This is a genomic window from Bacillus sp. z26, assembly GCF_058313635.1.
In genome coordinates this window covers 98,272-119,037 of sequence record NZ_JBZFQM010000004.1, presented here as the reverse complement: position 1 = coordinate 119,037, position 20,766 = coordinate 98,272, and the positions used below count along the sequence as shown (strand labels likewise).

General features: G+C 37.1%; 16 protein-coding genes and 1 pseudogene. 1 reads left to right on the top strand and 16 read right to left on the bottom strand.

What is annotated here, in order from left to right:
• Positions 1-222: 222 nt before the first annotated feature.
• The 10 genes from AC4G3K_RS13705 to menE form a co-directional block, all read right to left on the bottom strand.
• On the bottom strand, positions 223-639 hold the full coding sequence (locus tag AC4G3K_RS13705) for a Zn-ribbon domain-containing OB-fold protein (protein ID WP_491133655.1): 417 nt from the start codon (positions 637-639) through the stop codon (positions 223-225).
• Positions 640-651: 12 nt separating this feature from the next.
• Positions 652-1,812 carry a thiolase C-terminal domain-containing protein gene (locus tag AC4G3K_RS13700; RefSeq protein ID WP_491133654.1) on the bottom strand — a complete coding sequence of 387 codons (1,161 nt, stop codon included), beginning with the start codon at positions 1,810-1,812 and terminating at the stop codon, positions 652-654.
• 26 nt (positions 1,813-1,838) lie between these two features.
• A complete protein-coding gene (locus AC4G3K_RS13695) occupies positions 1,839-2,258 on the bottom strand; it encodes a MaoC/PaaZ C-terminal domain-containing protein (protein WP_491133653.1) in 420 nt (139 codons plus the stop codon).
• Positions 2,259-2,278: 20 nt separating this feature from the next.
• Positions 2,279-2,719, bottom strand: a complete 441-nt coding sequence (locus AC4G3K_RS13690) for a MaoC family dehydratase N-terminal domain-containing protein (RefSeq protein WP_491133652.1) — start codon at positions 2,717-2,719, stop codon at positions 2,279-2,281.
• A 204-nt stretch (positions 2,720-2,923) separates the two neighbouring features.
• Positions 2,924-4,669 carry a class I adenylate-forming enzyme family protein gene (locus AC4G3K_RS13685; RefSeq protein ID WP_491133651.1) on the bottom strand — a complete coding sequence of 582 codons (1,746 nt, stop codon included), beginning with the start codon at positions 4,667-4,669 and terminating at the stop codon, positions 2,924-2,926.
• 73 nt (positions 4,670-4,742) lie between these two features.
• Positions 4,743-6,212 (bottom strand): aldehyde dehydrogenase family protein, encoded by a 1,470-nt coding sequence (locus AC4G3K_RS13680; RefSeq protein WP_491133650.1) that lies wholly within the window; start codon positions 6,210-6,212, stop codon positions 4,743-4,745.
• Between the two features lie 46 nt (positions 6,213-6,258).
• Positions 6,259-7,395 carry an acyl-CoA dehydrogenase family protein gene (locus tag AC4G3K_RS13675; RefSeq protein WP_491133649.1) on the bottom strand — a complete coding sequence of 379 codons (1,137 nt, stop codon included), beginning with the start codon at positions 7,393-7,395 and terminating at the stop codon, positions 6,259-6,261.
• Between the two features lie 21 nt (positions 7,396-7,416).
• Positions 7,417-8,607: an acyl-CoA dehydrogenase family protein gene (locus AC4G3K_RS13670; RefSeq protein WP_491133648.1), complete on the bottom strand. Its 1,191-nt coding sequence runs from the start codon at positions 8,605-8,607 to the stop codon at positions 7,417-7,419.
• Between the two features lie 275 nt (positions 8,608-8,882).
• Entirely contained in the window at positions 8,883-10,955 is a 2,073-nt protein-coding gene (locus tag AC4G3K_RS13665) for a helix-turn-helix domain-containing protein (protein ID WP_491133647.1), read from the bottom strand.
• A gap of 507 nt (positions 10,956-11,462) precedes the next feature.
• The gene (gene menE / locus AC4G3K_RS13660; RefSeq protein ID WP_491133646.1) at positions 11,463-12,971 is read right to left on the bottom strand and encodes an o-succinylbenzoate--CoA ligase; all 1,509 of its coding nucleotides are present in this window, start codon (positions 12,969-12,971) and stop codon (positions 11,463-11,465) included.
• Positions 12,972-13,404: 433 nt separating this feature from the next.
• Between menE and mbcS the strand changes: the two genes are divergently transcribed.
• Positions 13,405-14,985, top strand: a complete 1,581-nt coding sequence (mbcS, locus tag AC4G3K_RS13655; RefSeq protein WP_491133645.1) for an acyl-CoA synthetase MbcS — start codon at positions 13,405-13,407, stop codon at positions 14,983-14,985.
• A 93-nt stretch (positions 14,986-15,078) separates the two neighbouring features.
• Here the strand turns inward: mbcS and AC4G3K_RS13650 are convergent, their stop codons facing one another.
• The 6 genes and pseudogenes from AC4G3K_RS13650 to AC4G3K_RS13625 all read right to left on the bottom strand — a co-directional run bounded on the left by AC4G3K_RS13650 (position 15,079) and on the right by AC4G3K_RS13625 (position 20,587).
• A complete protein-coding gene (locus AC4G3K_RS13650; protein WP_491133644.1) occupies positions 15,079-15,528 on the bottom strand; it encodes an OsmC family protein in 450 nt (149 codons plus the stop codon).
• A 108-nt stretch (positions 15,529-15,636) separates the two neighbouring features.
• Positions 15,637-15,798, bottom strand: coding sequence for a hypothetical protein (locus AC4G3K_RS13645; protein ID WP_491075118.1), 162 nt, complete (start codon positions 15,796-15,798; stop codon positions 15,637-15,639).
• A 414-nt stretch (positions 15,799-16,212) separates the two neighbouring features.
• Positions 16,213-16,881: a vWA domain-containing protein gene (locus AC4G3K_RS13640; RefSeq protein ID WP_491133643.1), complete on the bottom strand. Its 669-nt coding sequence runs from the start codon at positions 16,879-16,881 to the stop codon at positions 16,213-16,215.
• A gap of 91 nt (positions 16,882-16,972) precedes the next feature.
• Positions 16,973-17,596: pseudogene (locus AC4G3K_RS13635) on the bottom strand (TerD family protein); the annotation flags it as partial.
• Between the two features lie 226 nt (positions 17,597-17,822).
• The gene (locus tag AC4G3K_RS13630) at positions 17,823-18,905 is read right to left on the bottom strand and encodes a toxic anion resistance protein (protein WP_491075120.1); all 1,083 of its coding nucleotides are present in this window, start codon (positions 18,903-18,905) and stop codon (positions 17,823-17,825) included.
• 56 nt (positions 18,906-18,961) lie between these two features.
• Complete coding sequence (locus AC4G3K_RS13625) at positions 18,962-20,587, bottom strand: YceG family protein (RefSeq protein WP_491133642.1); 1,626 nt, start codon at positions 20,585-20,587, stop codon at positions 18,962-18,964.
• Positions 20,588-20,766 lie beyond the last annotated feature (179 nt).

Sequence of the window (20,766 nt, the reverse complement as noted above, 5' to 3'; positions counted from 1 at the left end):
TTCTTCCTTTTGCGGTTTTTTTATATCCTTATATTATACTTTATAGAATTGTGTTCAAATTGCCAGCAAAAGATATCTTAGAACTAAATACTTGATTAGAATGTTACTGTTTATCTACTAATATATCCCAGATTTAAACAATCATTTTATTATAGTAAGAAACACAAAAACCATAATTCTTTGCTGCCAAAGAATCATGGTTTCAGTCTAACAATTTATTATCTACCTCAATTTCCACTGAGGAAGAGCTCGTTCCTCGTTGATATCCTGCCAAAACATTTGTACATCCAATCCAATCTTTACTTCTTCAGGGTCACAGTTCAAAATGTTACCTGTGATTTTGATTTCAGGCTGACCTTCTAGTTCTACTTGAGCAATAACAGTTGGTAGGTCGTCCTGGAAACCAGGCAGAAATGGTCGATAAGAAATGATATAGGAATAAATTGTTCCGTATACTTCATTACCGAATGATTCCCAACTCAGTTCAGCGCTTCCGCATCTTGCACAGGCCGGTCCTGGAGGATGTTGATATTTTTGACAGGAATCACATTTTTGGATGGCAAGTTCATGTTTGTCTGCCGAATCCCAGTAAGGCTTGTTATCCTGGTTTTTTAATGGAATCGGTTTTTGATAGACCATTTTATATCCCTCCTAATTTCTAAGAATCATAGCACCGGCTATATCTGGCCCAGCCCAACCTGTACAGATTCCAATTTCACAATTCTCAACTTGACGATCAGTTCCTTTGTACTCATGACGTATTTGCCTAACGATCTCTAATACATTGTTCATTCCATGAGTATAGCCTTCTGAAAGCATTCCTCCTGCTGTATTAGTCGGGAGGCTCCCACCTATCTTCAAGTTTCCTGCAGCAACGAAATCCCCCACTTCGCCACGTGGAGCAAATCCAAAGGCTTCGAGCTGGCGAAGCACAACCCAGCTAAAGCAGTCATATATGGAGGCTACTTGAATATCTGAAGGTTGTACACCGGCTGATTTATATAATTGCGGAGCAACATAGTCTGATGCAACCTGAGTCAAATCAGACCAATAGTGGGCTTGTGGATGACATTCTCTTGCTGAAATTCCCATAATATAAACTGGTTTTGACTTACAATCTTTAGCCCTTTCAGCTGACGTAACAATAATCGCATTCGCTTCATCCAATTCAACACAGCAATCGTGTTTAGTAAATGGATAGCTAATGTATGGCGTTTCCATATATTCCTCCATTGTTAAAGGATGTCCGTTTAGGAATGCTTTAGGGTTTCGTTGGGCATGTTCATAAAAATCTACACAAACATGGCCCAGATGTTCACGTGTAATCCCTGTTTCATACATATGCCTTGTAGCAAACATTCCAAACCACTGAGATGGACTTGCAGAACCATACGGAATAATGAAGCTTCCTCCATCAATTGCTTCCTGGATCATATCTGGATCATATCCTCGTCCGACCTTTTTTCCGGAGGAACCATTCATTGATCTCCAAATTAATACCGTTTTTACTAAGCCTGCTTCTATTAATCCAACAGCATCTGCAATTAACATTTCAGTTGAGCTTCCGCCACCCATGACATCATTAACATAACTGGGGCGGATACCCAAATAAGTTGCCAACTGGTGTGAAGAGCAGGAATCACCTGTGCTATAGCTCATAACTCCATCAATTTCCTTAGCTTCAAGCCCGGCATCCTGCAATGCGTTTCGTGCAGCTACTAAAGCCATATGGAGTGGTGTAGTTCCAGATTTTCTTGAACGCTCACTCTCTCCAACACCTACAATGGCATAGCGATTGCTTATATTCCCCACATTAATACCTCCTTTTTCTGAACAAGTTACCGAAATTTTAAAGTAGCTTTACCTGAACCAACAACTTTTCCTGGTTCCTTCTCAGCTATAAGATTCAAGTCCGCCATTCTCAAGCCATCTTCCTCATAGATTTTCTCTACTATTGAGGAACAAGTTATTGTATCTCCCGGAACTGTCATTGCTCCAAAACGCATCTTAAACTGTTTGATTTCAGCTGTGGTGCCTGCAAGCTCCATAATGTATTGGCCTAAAAAGCCCATAATTAGCATTCCGTGAGCAATCACACCATTCATGCCAATCTTCTGCGCAAACTCATCGTCGGTATGTAGCGGGTTAAAATCACCGGATGCACCAGCGTATTTGACTAATTGCACCTTTGTAATGGGCGGTTTTTCTAAGACAGGAAGCGCTTGTCCCGCTCTTAAATTTTCATATTGTATCTCCATCCAATTGACCCCCTATCTTTTCATAAAGCAGCTCGATAAATGATATTCATACGGCTGATTGCTACCATTTCTCCGCTTTCGTCCTTGAATTCTGTGTCAAGAACAAGAAATTGCATCTTACCGCTATTTCCATCTTTTTCGTATAAATCCGCTACCTTGCTTTTACAAATGAATCGATCTCCCAGCCGAATTGGGCGATAATAGATAAACTCCTGCTCTCCATGAAGCATCCGCTTTTCGTCTAACTTTAGAGGAAGATGATTTCCTTCGCTGCTTAAGGCAATTAAAAAAGTTGGAGGAGCAATAATGCCCTCATAAAATGTATTTTTAGCATGTTCTTCATCAGTGTATAAAGGATTAGGATCACCTATAGCATCCGCAAATTGGCGAAGATGCCGCTTTTCTACCTCCACTGAAAAAGTTTTTCCATCTAAACCGATTATACTTTTATCTAGCTCCATATCTTTGCCTCCCATAAATAGGCTCTATGTTTAAAAATGACGATTGTTTATGCAAATTTTAAGATATATTGGCATATTCTATCAATGTATGATTTAACATAAATATCCATGAGACTATAGAATGTTTTACACTAAATTTTTAGATAAATCTTTTGTGGACTGACCACTTAGATGAATAAGATCTTTACATGGAATCTTTTATTCTTATATTGGGCTATCTATTTTCTCTAATTCCTTGTCCCTCAGGATTCGCTTTAGAATTTTGCCTGCTGGTGATACCGGAAATTCTTCGACAATCTCCAATTCTCTTATTTTTGCATAGTGGACGACTTCCTGATTGACGAAGTCGATAAGGTCTTCAACCGTTGCTGTTGCTCTTGGCTTGAGAATAACAAATGCCTTTGGAATTTCACCCACGCCTGATGAAGGTTTACCGATTACAGTTGCATTGTTTACTGCCGGATGCTTGAATAACGCATCCTCCAGCCTGCTTGGATAGACGTTATATCCTTTATAAATCAACATATCCTTTTTGCGATCTACTATGGTGATGAATCCATCCTCGTCAAGCATTCCAATATCACCTGTATGGAGCCAGCCATCTCTTAGTGCTTCCTCTGTTTCGAGGGGCTTATTATAGTACCCCTTCATAATTTGTGGACCTTTTGCACATATTTCACCTGTAGATCCAACAGGTAATGGTTCTTCGCTGCTGCCATCTGCAGGGATGATTTTCACTTCCGTATCAAAAAGTGGATGTCCAACTGTTCCGATCTTTTGCAAACCAGACCAGAACAAAACGGTATTGGTGATCGTTGCTGTAGCTTCTGTTTGTCCATAGCCTTCTCCAACCTTGGCATTTGGAAAGGTTTTTGCTAATAGTTTCATTTCCTCTTTTACTAATGGAGCCGAACCAGATCCGACATTCTTTACAGATGAAAAATCATAATTATGTATGTCTGGATGACCGAATAGGCCATTCCACATGGCTGGAGAACCACTCACATGGGTCACTTGATATTTTTCAATATATTCAAGAAATGTTGTAGGTTTAAAACGGTCAATGAGAATGATAGTGTATCCTAGTAACATTGGATATGCCATACAAGAATAAACACCGGAAATATGAAACAAAGGTGAAGGACTGAGAGAAATGGCTTCCTCTGTCAACCACGGGTATTTAGCTAGGTATTTGTCGATATCTTTCTCGACTCGTACAACCTCTAGTTCACCATTCTCTAAAACCTGTGGTACTAATCCAGCTGTCCAGGCTGCCGACTGCAGGAAACTGCTGATTAAATTATTATGTGTGATCATAACGCCTTTAGGTCTGCCTGTTGTTCCACCCGTATACGCAATATGGACAAGATCATTTTTTGGATCAATCCCTGGATCAAATTCCTCCTCTTCACCAGAAGCAATCAAATCCGCTAAGCTATACCATTCCTCCCCGTAATCCTTTACATCCACTGGGTTACTATATGAGAGCATTTCCTGGTCTCCAGTCACAATTACCTTTTTTATATTTACATTTGCTTGCAAACTATGGATATCCTTCGCAGTTGTTTCATGAGTGATTATAACTTCAGTATCTGAATCCTGAAGTTGAAACCTTACATCGTCTTTTGGAAAATAAGGATTAATTGGTGAATAGATAGCACCGGATAAAACAATTCCATAATAAGCAACAATATATTGAGGGCACGTAGGTAAATGAACAGAAACGACTGTGCCTTTTTCTACGCCAAGTTTCTTCAATGAATAAGCAAACCGAAGAGAATCACGGTAAACCTGTTCATAGCTAATAGGAGTATCATGAAAAATAAAAGCTGTTCGGTTCCCAAAACGGTTGGCACTTCCTTTTAAAATCGCTCCTACCGGCAAATTAGGATAATCAATATTCCTTGGCATATCTGGATCAAAAATTCGTTCATCTGACCAATTAAACATTTATATCAACTCCAATTGGTATTAGAATAGGTAAGCATAACTTAATAGATGTCTACTTTTGCGAGATATATTTTTATCCAATTTCTATTACACATGCTTTTTCCCTGGTGTATTCTATAAACGAATCCGTTCCAAACCCACTATCTTTAAATCCTCCAAAAGGGAGATCAACTCCCACCTGAGAATACGTATTCACCCATACGTTCCCAGCGTCAATTCTACTAATCAATCGTTGTGCACGGGCAAGATTCTGCGTCCAGATTCCTGCTGCTAAACCAAATTCAGAATCATTTGCAATGGCTATAGCTTCTTCTTCTGTTTCAAATGGTATGACCACTGCTACTGGCCCAAAGATTTCTTCCTGGCATACACGATGACGGTGGTTATCCACCTTTATTAGAGTTGGTTCTACCCAGTATCCGTTTTCTAACTCTCGATTTTCTGGTAATAATAAATGACCGCCAGATTTCCCACCTGCAATAATTTCTCCTTCTTTTTCTCCAAGCTCTATATAGGAAATCACTTTCTTATATTGTGATAGATTACCGATTGGACCCATCGTTGTTTGCATATCTAATGTATTTCCAAGCTTCACGGATTCCATAGCCTGCTTGAACCCTTTTACTACTTCTTCAAAGATGGACTTCTGAATTAATATCCTCGATCCAGCCACACATATTTGTCCTGCATTGCCGGTAAATATGGAATAAGGCAATAATCTTTCCATTACTTTATCCAGGTCTGCATCCTCAAAAATAATATTTGGAGATTTCCCACCCAGCTCAAAAATAAATGGCTTCGGATCATTAACAGTAGCCCTGGTAATTGCACTTGCAGTGGCTTTTGATCCAGTAAGACTGACTTTATTAATTTCCTTAGTGCTTACTAAAGCATCACCGATTTCAGTTCCATATCCAGATAAAACATTGATGACACCTGGAGGTAAGATGGATGCCAGTATTTCTCCGTAGCGTAAGGAAGAGACAGACGCATGCTCTGAAGGTTTAATAATGACAGTGTTCCCTGCTGCCAATGCATAGGCAGCTTTCATGGTGAATGTAAAAAGAGGAGCATTCCAAGGTGTTATGCCTAGTACCACTCCTAAAGGTTCACGATACGTATAACCATAAGTAGTTGGTCCCTTGAGGATGGTATCTCCTCTATTGGCATTATTGCAAAGCCCGGCTGCATCATACCAAATCTGTCTTAATGAACTAATGAGGGTATAGCTTGTATTGCTTATGACCCATCCATTGTCCTTAGTTTCCAAAGTTGCTAATTCTTCAGTATGATCTGTCAGTAAGTCACCGATTTGCCTCAAGAATTCAGCACGTTGTAATGGTGGAAGTGCAGCCCAACCTGGAAATGCTTCACGGGCAGCTTGGATTGTATATTCTACGTCTTTTATTGTACTCCTCGGTATCCTGGCCCAGGCACTACCTGTGGAGGGATCCATACTTTCGATTGAATCACCGGATTTGGAGGGAACGGTATTTCCGTTAATAATATTTTTATATTCTTTTAGCTCATTGATTACAGGCATACTTACTCATCCCTTCCTATTTTTAAAGATGGTTTCGGCTGAAAATCTACCAATTAAGCGCTGTAGCTGCCTTTTCTCTATATAATCTTGGATTTCCAAGATACGTTTGATAGTATTGAGCTCTCTTTAGATAAAGATGACAGTCCAGTTCTTCTGTTACTCCAATGCCGCCATGAATCTGTATCGCATGCCCTGCCAGGCGAAGGTATGCTTCTGTAATAAATGCACGGGCACTATAGATGGCCGCAGCTGCATCTTCTGCCTCTTGATCGAGAGCCCAAACAGCATAATAACTTAAAGATCTTGCCGTCTCTAAATCTAGCTTCATATCAGCAATACGATGCTTTATAGCCTGAAAACGTCCGATGGGCTGGCCAAATTGAACACGGATTTTAGCATATTCCGCACACATCTCCACAATTTTATCCATTCCACCAACCATAATAGAAGCAAGAGCGGCGTTCAGATATAAAAGTCCTTCCTTGATTGCATCCTCGCCTTTATGTAGATCGCCAAGTACATGTTCTTTGGAAACGATTACATTTTTGAAAACAACTTCTGCAAGATGACGAGTTTCATCCATAGACTGAAGTACTCGAAAATCTACACCTTCATCATTTCTATCTATAAGGAGTAAAGAAATACCCTGTCCATCCACCTCTGATTCAGAACGGACTAGCACAAGATATGTATCCGCCAGATCTCCTTCAGGAACTAATGTTTTAGTGCCGTTAAGGATCATTGTATCCCCGTCACACTTTGCTGACATATGAATATCATCCAGATCGAAGCTCTTTTCTGGTTCTACCCATGCAAGCGATATGGTTCTTGAACCATCAGCGATTCCAGGTAAGTATTTTTCTTTTTGTTCCATTGTTCCAAACTGCTCAATCAATGGGCTTGCAAGAGCTACTGTTTCTAAATACAATCCCGGCAATAATGCACGTCCTAATTCTTCGAGCACAGGAATTAAATTGTCTGTATCTAATTCAGCTCCACCATATTCTTCTTTCATTGTGATTCCCATACATCCTAATTGGGCTAGGTCTTTCCAAGTTTTTGTCAGAGGATTCGTATTGTTTTTTGCCAATTCCCGTGCAATTTTTGTTTGCCCTGCATTATCTAAATATTTCCGGACTGATCCTCTAAACATTTCCTGTTCTTCACTTAAAGAAAAATCCATCTTCTCTGCACCTCCGTTTCATTAACGTAAATCCTTAGGCAACCCCAATAATCTTTCCCCAATCGTATTTCTCTGTACTTCACTGGTACCTCCTCCGATCGTAACTCCAAAGGAAGATAAATATTCTAATTGCCAAAAAGGATTGGCCCGTGCGTCCTCTTTCCATAGAACACCTTGATGCCCCTGAATGGATACAGCAAACTCAAACATGTCTTTTGTTAATTCACTGCTCATTAATTTATCCATTGAGCTTTCCGCACCAGGATAACCCCTTTTCATAGAGATGGTAATGTTGCGATAATACGTTAGAAGGACACCGCGGTAACGAGTGTATAGCTCAACCATTTTTTGACGAACAAAAGCATCCTTTATCAATGGCTGACCATGTTCCTTCAATTCATTAGTCAGCAAAACTAAATCAGAAAATTGCTTTTCCAGTGCGAATATTTGGGCTCCTATGCCTGTTCTCTCATGCAGCATTAAATTAATCATTACCTTCCAACCATCATCGATTTCGCCGACGATTTCATCATCATACGCAACTGCGTCATTGAAATAGACCTCGTTGAAATCATGCTTCCCGTTCATTTGAATAATGGGCCGGACTTCAACACCAGGTTGTTTCATATCCAATAAAAATACGGTGATTCCTTTGTGTTTCTTTTCATTGGTAGAGGTTCTGGCAAGTAGAAAACAACGGTCTGCCAAATGCCCATAACTCGTCCAAACTTTTTGTCCATTGATAATCCATTTGTCTCCCTGTTTTACAGCACTCGTTTTCAATGCAGATAAATCAGACCCGGCATTTGGTTCAGAATATCCCTGACACCATACTTCTTCAGCATTAAGTATTTTGGGGATATATTTCTCTCTTTGCTCTTCCGTTCCAATATCCATTAAAGTTGGGCCAACCATATGGATTCCGATATAATTAATAAGATGTGGAGCTCCTGCTCTCACCATTTCCTGATGATAGATGATCTCTTCGATAACCGAGGCACTTCGACCGCCATATTTTTCTGGCCAAGCGATGGCAACCCATCCGCCCTCATTCATTTTCCTCTGCCAGTTCCTCAAAAATTGAGCCTGTTCTTCTTCGTTTTCTGGCAAATCCCGTTTACCTTCTATCCAACCCTCAGGTAGATTTTCCTCTAACCATATCCTTAATGTGTGACGATATACTTCCTCTTTTTTTGTAAAAGAAAAATCCATTTCATCATCCTCCTTGGGCAATCATCAAGCTACTCACAAACATAACAACTATAATTTGTATTTTAGTAACATAGATTGTTGAATACAATGTAGGATTCCACATAATTTCTTTATAATGAATTGAAGATTATATACTTGTTTTTGCTAGAGAAGGAGGTAATGTAGAAGAAAGTTTATATAAACAAAGAGAAGGCATTGCCTTCTCATATATGAAAATATTCGGTTTTTATTTTAAACATTAATAATAATGAAAAAAAATACATCGTATTTTGAGGCTAGGAAGCTTGGTTCAGTGATTTCTTAAGATAACAGGCTAGTTGAAGGCGTAAAATGTCCTCTGCATCTTCAAACGAAATACCGAGACAATCTTCAATCTTCTTTAATCTTTGGTAAAGTGTATTGATATGGATATACAATTTAGTAGCCGCTTGTGAGGCAGATCGATTCATTTCAAAGTAAGTAATCAATGTTTCTTCGAGTTTGCTGGCTGAATGATGAGGTGTCTGTAAGGGTTCAAATACTTCCTGAAGGAAACGGTTTAGTTCTTCTTTGTCTTGATTGATAAACAGCCTGTTCAGTCCGATTTTCGAGTATTCTATTATATTAGGAACTTCCTTTGAAACAAGATAGGAGAGAGCCATCTCCGCCTCATTATGAGATTTTCCGATCAGGGATAAATCGCTATAGGATGAACTGATTCCTCCGCAGAGTAATCTGCCTTTTTCCTCCTCATTCCACATCACAAGAGTTTGTTCTAAAACCTGCAGAATATAAGGATATGATTTGGAATCAGGAAGGCAGAAGAGAACGACTGCTTTATTATGGTCACCGAAAATAGTTTGAATATAAGAGGATAATTCTTTTTTTAACTGAGCCACTAAACGATGTATATAGGTGTCTAACACTTCCTCATCCTGATTTCCTATATACTGAAGGATTACTGAAAAAAACTCCTCCTGCTCCTTAATTCCTAATTCGTTTGCCTTTGACAATAATGTAGTTGAATCTTTGCTCTTCAGCATTTCATAATATAACTCTCGACGATTTTTGTAATAAAACTCGACTAAATTCTTTTTCTTAACCAGTTCAAGTGCAAGGACAGAATATCCCTGTTCTAATGCGATATGGTCTAGCTGACTTAAGGGTTCCTTTATCTCGATAATAAGACATCCAAGAATTAATCTTTCCGTGCGGATTGGATATAGACAATGGGACTCTTGCTCAGATGTCATGATTTGGTATTGCAAACCATCTACCATTTCTGTAATCGTATGATAAAGTTTTTGATTCGTATAAGAATAGGGCAGTTTTTTTCTTTCAGGTATGCAGCTATTTTCGATTAGGTCTACAAATAGTAACTTTTTCCCTATTATTCTGTTTAGCTCACGTATTACCTTTTTTGCCCCCATATTCTGTAAGGAAAGATTCGTCAGCGTGGAATGGATGTCATCTCGTTTGAGAAGAAGCTGATTTTGATTTTTGATATCGGTGAATAACTTTGCATTTTTCAACGCAACACCAATTTGAGAAGAAAAGCCCTGCATCAATTGTAAATCTTGTTCTGTTAGACTCTTACTTGATTTAACCTGACCAAGGATCATGGCACACTCAATTTCACCATCAACCGTTATTGGTGCTGAAATTAACGATTTGACATGCCGGGGAAAGTCGTAGGTAGAATCCCAATACTGATTATTTTCAGGTGAAACCGTAGTCATCTTATGTAAAAGCTTTGAAGGATCCTGTACCAGTTCAGGTGTTCCATTCATAAACATTTGCCCAATAGATCCTTCCCCTAACCGATACCTCATTTTCCATAGACCTTCCATAACATGACCAACAGAAGTCTTGCAAACTACACGCTCTATATGGCGATCATATAACCAGAGAGTACCTAAGTCAGCATTTGGAATTACTTCCATCGTGTTTTTTAAAATGGCAGAAAATATTTCTTCAATATCAAGCAGGGATGTAGTGTGACAGATACTTTCTATAATTTTATCGATTTTAAATTGGTTTGCGTTCAAAGCATAGTCAGTATATATTGGGTAAAGAAAATAATAGATTAATTCCATATCTTTTTCGTCTAAGTGAGTTGGCTCTGACAAGCAAACTGATGCTATGTATTGAGTTGGATATTTGAAATAAAGATAAGTTTTATGATCCTTAACTTCCTGGATAGATATACCATCTATTAAGTCTGTAAGTAGCGGCTTGAATGCACCTAGTTGTTCCTCCCCCTCAATTAAAATAGAATCTGAAATTTCAGGACTTGATAACCAAATTTGATACGGGCCATGAACACCTTTTTGCTTTAAAAATGCCTGCAAAACATTTTGGTTAAACATATTTCCTCCCCTAGATATAAAATAATTTCTTTGAGAACTTAATGTATTCGAGTGTTTTTGCAAATGTAAATTTATACATTGTTTACATTATTATATTAAATTCCCTAAAATGATTAATCAATCTTATTTATATCTGAAAATTCAGCAAAATTCAACAAAACCATGATTTTTCTTTCTTTTACATATTTTCAAATTTAAGAATTGCATCCTTTTAAAGTGGATTTAAAAATGGTTTCTCATATGAGAATGACAAGTGATTTCAAGATTCACAAACGCGGTTTCTTACATTCAGTTTTATGCAAAATTGTAAACATCCTCTATTTTCTGATTACACTTCAATCCGCATACTGTTCGTTTACCGAAATTTATTCTACAAATCCTATAATAAAAAATATCCCACAGCACGTAGACTGAGGGATTTATATGATTTATATAGTTGAAACCGCGTGATAATATTACCCCTTCTGATTATGTAGCCGCTTTTAAACTCTAAAATGAACAGGCTTCTTATGCTTGCACTGGATTAACTCGTAATGAATGTTTAAGTACTTTCCCGCTCGCATTTCGTGGTAACTCATCAATAAAGACAATTGTCTCCGGAGCTTTATATTTCGCGAGGTGTTGTTGACAATATGCTTGAATGTACTCTGCAGATAGCTGTCTTCCCTCTTTTAGCACAATAAAGGCCTTAGGGACTTCTCCATATTTAGCATGAGGAATACCCACTACAGCTGCTTCTAATATTTCATCCAATTGATATAAAACCTCTTCAATTTCAACTGGATATACATTCTCTCCTCCTCGGATGAGCATGTCTTTTTTTCGATCTACAATATATAATAATCCATCCTCATCTATTCGTCCCAAATCTCCGCTGTACAACCAACCATCCTTGATTGCCATGCGAGTTGCTTCATCATTCTTTAAATACCCTTTCATAACTTGTGGGCCTTTAATAATAATTTCACCTACTTCAAAAGGAGCAACGTCTTTTCCGTCTTCACTTACCACACGTACTTGTGTATTGGGCAAAGGCTCTCCAACCGAACCGATTTTTTCTAAAGCATATTGGTCTTTTAAGGTTGTTGCCCCTGGAGAGTTTTCTGTTTGGCCATACAGGTTCTGAACCTTTACATTTGGGTAATATGTCTTTAATTTTTTTACGAGCTCATATGGCATCGGAGCCGCTCCGTATGTAAATAACCGTAGCTGAGACAAATTAGCATCTTTCATTTTAGGAGTATTTAATAATGTACTATAAATAGAGGGAACGCCAAAAAATATCGTAATTTTTTCCCTTTCCAATGCTTTCAAAGTTTGTTCAATAATAAAGGTTTCTTCAATAACGACTGTACCGCCGTTTACGATAGTCGGTATGGAAAAGCAATGACTGGCTGCACAATGAAATAATGGTGTGACAATGAGGGTTCGATCCTGTGAAGTGGTTTCCAAAGACTGCGCCCAGATTTCAGCGATAGCCCGTACATTATCTGCTGATAAACATACACCCTTTGGTTTACCGGTAGTGCCTGATGTGTAGAAAATAACCGCAGTATCATCTTTATGAATGTGTTCTTGCTGGAAAGGGATGGAATGATCCTCTAAAACTGATTCTATGGTGTTTTTTTCACCAGTTTCAAGAATATCCTTAAACTGTTCCACAGTAGGACTTATTTGCTCTAGAATTGGATTTAAACGAGCATCATAGATAAGGGCCTTTGCTTCAGAATGTTGCATAATATAATCCACTTCTGGAGCAGCAAGCTTTGTATTGATCGGTAATACGGAAAATCCGCCTAATTGACAAGCATAGTAAGCAATCAAAAATGTGTCTGAATTATATAAGTAAAGAGCAATGATATCCTCTTTCTGATAACCTTTTTGCTGAAGGAACCCTGCTAAGTTTTGTGCTTTTTGATAAAAGTCTGCGTACGTTGTTTCTTTCCCCTGAAATAAAGTAATCACCTTGCTAGGATTTGTTTGTGCATGCTCTCGTAATTGTTCATGAATAAACACTCCAACATCCCTCCACTCATTAACTAGTATAAGTATACAGAGCTTGGATTCATTATTTTGTCGATTAATAGTTTGTTTAAAAGTTAATTTAAATAGACAAAGAGCTCAGACTTTATACGCATAATGGATTCCAGATGCCTCTATACGGATGATTCTCCTCATTTTATTACCTTTCAGTCCATCGTTATAGTTTTCAATTCTTTTTCAAAAAGTCTACAAGGAATCCATATAAAAAAGATTTCCCTCCTATAAAACGTTGTTTAATTATAAACTCTAGCTTAACTAAGCTTGTAAGCCGTTACAAAATGTTCCCCATCCTCTTTCCTTTACTTGTTAGCAAAAAATAGCTAAAATAAAATTTATTACCTAGTACTAAAAGTTATCTATGATAACAGGTATTACATATTTATTTCACATCTTGGGAGGGATTTGCATGAAAAGAGAAGAATTAATAGCTCCTCTTGTATATAATTTAACAACTGAAATTGAGCGTTTTGCTAATGATCCGGAAAGACTGGCTTTAAAATGGGAGAATCAAGAGGGCCTGATTAGGTCCATTACATATAAACAATTAATCGATGAAGCTAATAAAATAGGAAATGTGTTTGCTGAAGCAGGATTACAAATGGGTGATAAAATACTGGTAATCGTCCCCCGTTTAATTGAGGCTTATGCTGTTTATATGGCTGCATTAAAATCCGGTATCGTTATTATTCCATGCTCAGAAATGCTCCGTGCTAAAGATTTAGGATTTAGAATCGAACATGCTGAAGCTCGGGCCGTTGTATGTTATGAAAAATTCACATCAGAAATTGATGCGGTGAGCGGTTCAAATCAATTAATTAAATTCAGCATTGGCGGCCATAAAGATAACTGGATTTCTTTAGATGAAAAAGTAAAATCCGCCTCTTCTCTTTTTGAAGCGGCCAACACAACTAGGGATGATATTGCTTTGTTATCCTATACTTCCGGTACAACAGGTAATCCTAAAGCGGTTGTACATACGCATGCTTGGGGATTTGCGCATTTAAAAACAGCGGCGAAAAACTGGATGGCGATCAATGAGGGTGACCTTGTATGGGCTACAGCCGCTCCTGGGTGGCAAAAATGGGTATGGAGCCCTTTCCTCTCTGTACTTGGAACAGGGGCAACTGGCTTTGCTTATAACGGCAGATTCAGTCCCGATACCTTTTTAGCGTTACTTGATAAGTATAAGATAAATGTTTTCTGCAGTACGCCGACTGAATATCGCTTAATCGTTAAAAGCGCTAAACTTCAAACTTATAAATTGCCTCATCTGCATAGCGCTATTTCTGCCGGTGAAGCCTTAAATACAGAAGTGATTAATGCCTTCTACAATCAATTTAACGTGACAATACGCAACGGATATGGACAAACGGAGAGCACTTTATTAATCGGGCATTTAAAGGATACTCCTCATAAGCCCGGCTCAATGGGTAAAGCTACACCAGGTAATATCGTCGAAGTGGTAGATGAAGACGGTCAGCCATGCCAACCAGGTGAAATTGGCGATATTGCTGTGCATCTTAGTACACCTGCACTTTTTAAAGAATATTATAAAGATCCTGAACGGACGCTTGCTCAAAAAAGAGGAGAGTTCTATATTACAGGCGACCGTGCCAAGAAAGATGAAGAAGGTTTCTTTTGGTTTGAAGGACGGAGTGACGATATCATTATCAGTTCCGGGTATACGATTGGGCCGTTCGAGGTTGAAGATGCTTTAATCAAGCATCCAGCCGTGAAGGAATGTGCCGTAGTAGCAAGTCCAGATGAAATTCGTGGAAATATTGTTAAAGCGTTTATCGTCTTGATGGATACTTATAAAAATCATGCAGAAGATGAACTTATCAAAGACCTGCAAAACTTTGTTAAAAAATTAACCGCTCCTTATAAATATCCAAGGAGCATCGAGTTCACTGATCGCTTGCCAAAAACAACATCAGGAAAAATTCGACATGTCCAATTAAGGGACTTGGAACTAACTAAAGGCTAAATAAATTCATGGCCCAACTTCTAGTCGAGTTGGGTTTTTCATTGTCTGCATAAATAAAACCGTCACTCTTATTGCGACGGTTTTAAGATTAATTTATTTAGTTTGTGTAACCATGACGCCTTTGGATACAACCTTGGTTGGATTAATTAAGGAGTCCAGTGCCGGGCAATGCGCTTCTATATAACGGATAAATTCGTCTATTTTTTCTTTTGGCTCATTTGATACCATGTGAACAGTATACCGGATTTCTTCTAGACCGACCTTTACTCCAGCTTTTCCTTTATAACCACCCGTATCTAAATCTCCTTCAAGTTCAATCTCTAAACGATCATACTTTACACCCATTTTCTCCGCATAGCTCTGAGCCATAATGGTTTGACATGCACCAAGGGAAGATAGAAGGAGCTCTAATGGATTCATTCCGAGATCTGTACCTCCCGCTCTTTCCGGTTCATCAATTGTAACTTTATGACCCCTTGCCTCTACCTCAACTTGTACATGATTGATTAAGGCAGCTTTGGACTTCAGTGTTATTTTTGCCATGATTAATCTCCTTCTGTTCGTAAATAGACCATATATTTTTTACTCGCTTAAAAACAGAGGAATATGCTTATTGATATTAAATTATGAACTTATTAATCATAAATTCAACTATTTACTTTTACGTGGATGTTCTGCTTCCTTCCGTATGGTCCCAATTTTTTTGTCACTACGAGTATCGCGGCCATTTTGGTTTCTGATTGTTCCAGGTGGAAGCTCAAATTCATTTTCAAAGTTTCCTACTCGGCAATCATCATCTGTTCGATGTGTCAATGTTCGTCACTCCTATATAATTTCTAAAACTATATAGGTTAATACCACGAATCATACTTTTCTATGCATCGAATTGTTCTTTTAACTCTTGAAACATTTCTCTATATCCCCACACAAACATATGTTCTATAAGCTGGAATATCGCAATTTAGCATAAATGATTAAAATATGAATATTCTAATCAGAGTTTTAATATAAAATTGTTAATGTTCGTGTTTAAATAGATTTATAAAGTGTCCGTGCGGTGAGCACATCGCATTTTCTATTGATAAACACGAACAAACATATACAATCGTCTATTATTGTTTGTATTTTTTGTTTGCGTATGTAGTCCTAAAAGATGAATTTATAAAATTCAGACGATTATTTACAAAAAAATGTTCTGTTTAAGCCAATTTCTCACACCTAAATCTTTTATCGCAGTATACCCTTTTGCTTTGCTTCTTCTAACCATTGTGGAAATTCGTTTAACAATTGATCATATAATTCTTCATCTGATACTTCTGCTAAATTATCCAAATGAATGAAATTTGCATTATCAATATAACGGCCTTCCATTGTATCCAGCTTTCTTAACACATCAAAATTAGAATATCCTATGCCTACGAACTGCCAGAAAATCGGCATTTTCGAAGAATTTACAATGACTTTTTTTATACCTGATTTACATCCACCATCATTAATAAATACTAAAAATACAGGCTCCTCTGCTGGTTCTTCTTTTATATATTTACATATAACATCTTCCATAACTGGTGGTTCGTCATTTCTTCCAAACTTATGAATAGATTGGTTATTTACTATTTGATCATTGACATAATTACCAAAATCTTTTTCTGTAACAGCAGGCAGTCTGGAAAACTCATTGTCATACACCCATACATCCAATGAACCGTCATCATCAAATTGGCTTGCTACGGCCAGTATTCTCTCCACTGCTTCTTGGACAACTCCATCACGATATAAAGCGCGCATAGAACCTGAGATGTCTAAAACAAGGCCTACTCTGGCTACAACTCCTTGCAATTTTTTCTTCTCTAAAACAACCTTAGCGATATTCTTTTTTAATGATATTGTCTGCATATCCAACCATCCCTTTTTATTTCACATATCAATTTAATAAAGCAATTGATTTTAATGAAGCACAACAGATTTTGCTATCTGAGCAAATGTTTTATTTGGATCCTCGTGTCCAATTCATGCCCCATTTATAAGCACGGTCCATTTGCTGATGGCCATTAAAATACTCTACTATTCTTTCTACTTTGAATGTTTCATTATTAACATTTTCAATCATTGCGATTGCACACATCGTTTTCCCATTACGATGTTCATCAAGTTTTACTTCTATATCGGATCCTCCGGGATACTTTAAAGTTACAATCCCATCTGCTTGGGACCAATTGGCTACTCCTTCGTAGATAAATGCATATACTAATATACGCTTAATTTCAGTAATTTTATCCCCGTTAATACGAAGATTCTCTCCTCCTGCGGAACTTCCTGTACGGTCATCAGCATCCAGTTTCATAAAAGGTTTTGATTTATAATCACCAAAAGCGTTTCCAAGTGCTTGCACGCATCCTTTCTCTCCATTCTTCAATTCAAATAAACAACCTAAATCAAGATCGACATTATTCGATTTACCAAATAAAGCAGACATGAATCCTCCTGATTTAGGAGTACTTTTTTGATTCCAATTGAGGTTTATCAGGAGTTCTCCCAGTGATTGATTCGTACTTTTTGTTAGATTGATATTTTGTCCTTTTTTCTTTAATTCAACTTTACTTAAGTTAACCATTCAATAACCACTTCCTATTTTGTATTTTTTTACATAACTTAATTATATTGTAATTTGTAAAAATTAGGAATAAAATTACGAAAATTAAAAATGAAAAGCATCATATTATTAGTTTTTAAGTCGAAATACCGTATATATTTTATAAAAAGCCCATTTTTTTACTCGAAAGCATCAGTTAACTAATATTTAAAAAACCCCCATCTTTGTCAGATAGGGGTACCGGTTAGGCTTGGGATAATACACGTTTCGCGTCTTCTCTTAAGGTTTCCAAGCGTTTTTTATCTTCTATTCGTTGCAAGGACTGTTCTTCTTTAACTTTTTTATATTCATCTATTCCTTTTACTATGGTATCCCACATATTTTCAATGGTTTCCATTTTAATACTTGAGCTTCCGGAACGTTGAGCAATCTCGATGCTTTGATTCATAATATCGCTTGTGACATCCTTTAACATCTGATTCGTACGATCTTCAAAGGCATTCAATGAATCGGAATGTACTTTTTGACGTTTAGCACTTACAGTGTTTATAATGCCCATTTTAAAAATCGGAATCGTGGTAACAAAGGCGCTATTAATTTTTGCCACTAAATCATTATTACCTCGCTGCATGGTTTTGATTTGCGGAGCGGCGATTACAGCTACCATACGGGCTTTTTCTAAATCATCTATTTTCCTTTCTAATAATTCTTTTACCGTACGAAGATTTTCCAGCTCCATTCGAGCCATTTGATTACCCGAATTGACTCTTTGTTCACATTCAGGGATTAACGTCTGAGTAACTTCTTCTAATTTTATTTCAGCAGCTACTACATACTTCTCTAATTCGAAATAATATTCAATATCTTCTTCATATAATCCTTCCAAATTTTGATTTGTTCGTTTTAATTCATCCTCGATCATGGCAAATTCCTTTTGAATCTTATCCAGTTCTCCCCCTAATGTTTGATACTTTTTAAATAGGGCATCCGTCGTTGCCTTTGCTTTTTTGAACAATTTTGCAATAAAATTAGGTTCTTTCATGATTTCATTCTTATCAAAGCGTTTCATTAATTTCTCTAATTGAATTAGCAATTGCCCCGATTCATCGATTTTTGATAGGGTCATAGTCTTTAATATTCTGTCTGAAAACTGAGAGAGTCTTTCTGCTGGTTCTCTTCCCAGTACCAATAATTCATTCTGATTGCGCAAATCCATCGTTTTTACAATTTGAAGAACCTGTGGTTCATTGCGCAACTGCATTCTTACTTCATTAGCAGACTGCTCTGTTAAATCATTCGTTTGGATTGTCTGTAATTCATTAACCATTATTTTTCCCCTATCATTGAAATATTTTATTCATTCCATTTTTCGAACTGCCAGTTTTAAAATATCCTCTTTATAAATTTTTTAATTAATGATTTATCTTTTTGTTGAAAGTCTGGTATTTCCTGTTCAAAAACGATTTCTTCTAACCAATGGGTATCAAAATGAGCTGAATCTATAAAATTCTCAATATCGGTTTGTCCCGCTGGGTTATATAGAATAATATCTACACCGAATTCATTTAAAAACAGCAGCAATGCCGCATCTTCACGTGTAAATGTACTGGCTATCCCTATATTGTATAGAACGATTCTGGGTACATCTTGAGAATAATCGAATTTTTGTAATTGTTTCAGAAAGTCCTCAGGAATCAAACTGGCTTGTTTAAATAAAAATACTTGTAAATCATAATCCGTTTCATGGTTCAATTTTAGTAATTTAGGTTGTTCGCAATAATCTTTTATTGTCCAAGAAAGGGCCCTTTGTAACTCAATCGGTAAATGCCCATATCTCCACCAATTTCCTGTGAGCATTTTTTCAGGTGAAAGTGCTCCGTCTTTATCTAAAGAATGCTGAAAATGAAAATGATAATTGGCTTTCGTCTTTATAGTGAAAGGAAATTCGCGAATGTTTATTGAGAGCGAAGAATCCTTGAGCCCCTCCATTTTAGACCAATAGTCCTCTCTGTCTCTCGATACTCCATTAATTTTTGAAAATATAACTGGAATGATTACTCGATCCTTTTCAATTCTAAATTGCGGCCTAATCATTGCTTTTTCTTTTGCATATATAAAAATGTCATCGTAGGTCATTCTTAATGTTATGGATGCAGGTTTGAAATTTCTAAATTGCCAAGGTTTATAAATACCTGACTCATGATCATTTAACATGATTTCAAGCTGTTTATTGGCTCGATACGCTACGGTCGTTTGCCGCTCTCTTTCCTTCATAGGGAAAGGTTCTAATTCACCTTTGTTTGTATACATATATGTTAATGAAAATTCATTTTCCCTATCAAGGTCACCAAAAAAGTCTGTTCCAGTTGGGTGAAAAATTAAAACATCACACCCAAATTCCATGAGCAGCAATAAAAAATATTTCTGACTTAAGGATAAATCTCCATACCAAACGACTTTCGGAAAATCTGAACCTATTTTAAGGTTTTCGGACCATTTTTCCCAATGATTTTTCAACCACTTAATCATATCAATGATAAATCTGCGGAATTCAGCTGATAGCAACCCGCTCTGCTGCTCTTCTTTAAAATGCTCAACCACTTTAATGATTGACATTTGTACATGTCTGTTGATGGCAGAATCCTGGTGCTTAGGTATTAAGTTTTTGCCATATAAAATAGCAATCAATCGTTTAATTGAAAGTCCTTTATTTTCTGTCCGATGTAAGGTTAAAACGTCCTGTATCATTTGGAATACCTGATTATCTATTGTTTTATCCAATTCTTCACTTAACACATGTATAAATGGTTTTTGGTGCATGTCGTATAAAGAGTTATAGTATTCATCTTCGTCGAGCGGAATACCTAAAACTCTGAGACTGATTCTTTGAAAACGAAATGTTGAGTCATCCAATTGATAAAATGGTCTTGTACGAATAGAAGAAAGAAATAACTCTAACCATTCTGCTGTAGATTTATATAATAAAGGCTCTATTTTTATGTAATTCACTATTTAAACTCCTTTCTCTAGGATGAATCGTACACTACTATTATATATCTATTTTTTTACAGTTGAACGATGAGTTTTGGGAAATTCGCTCTTTTTTTACAATAAATACAACTTTGAACGGTTTTTTTGCAGAAACGTACCTAGTTTATTTCTTCTCTAAAATAAAACATCTATGATAT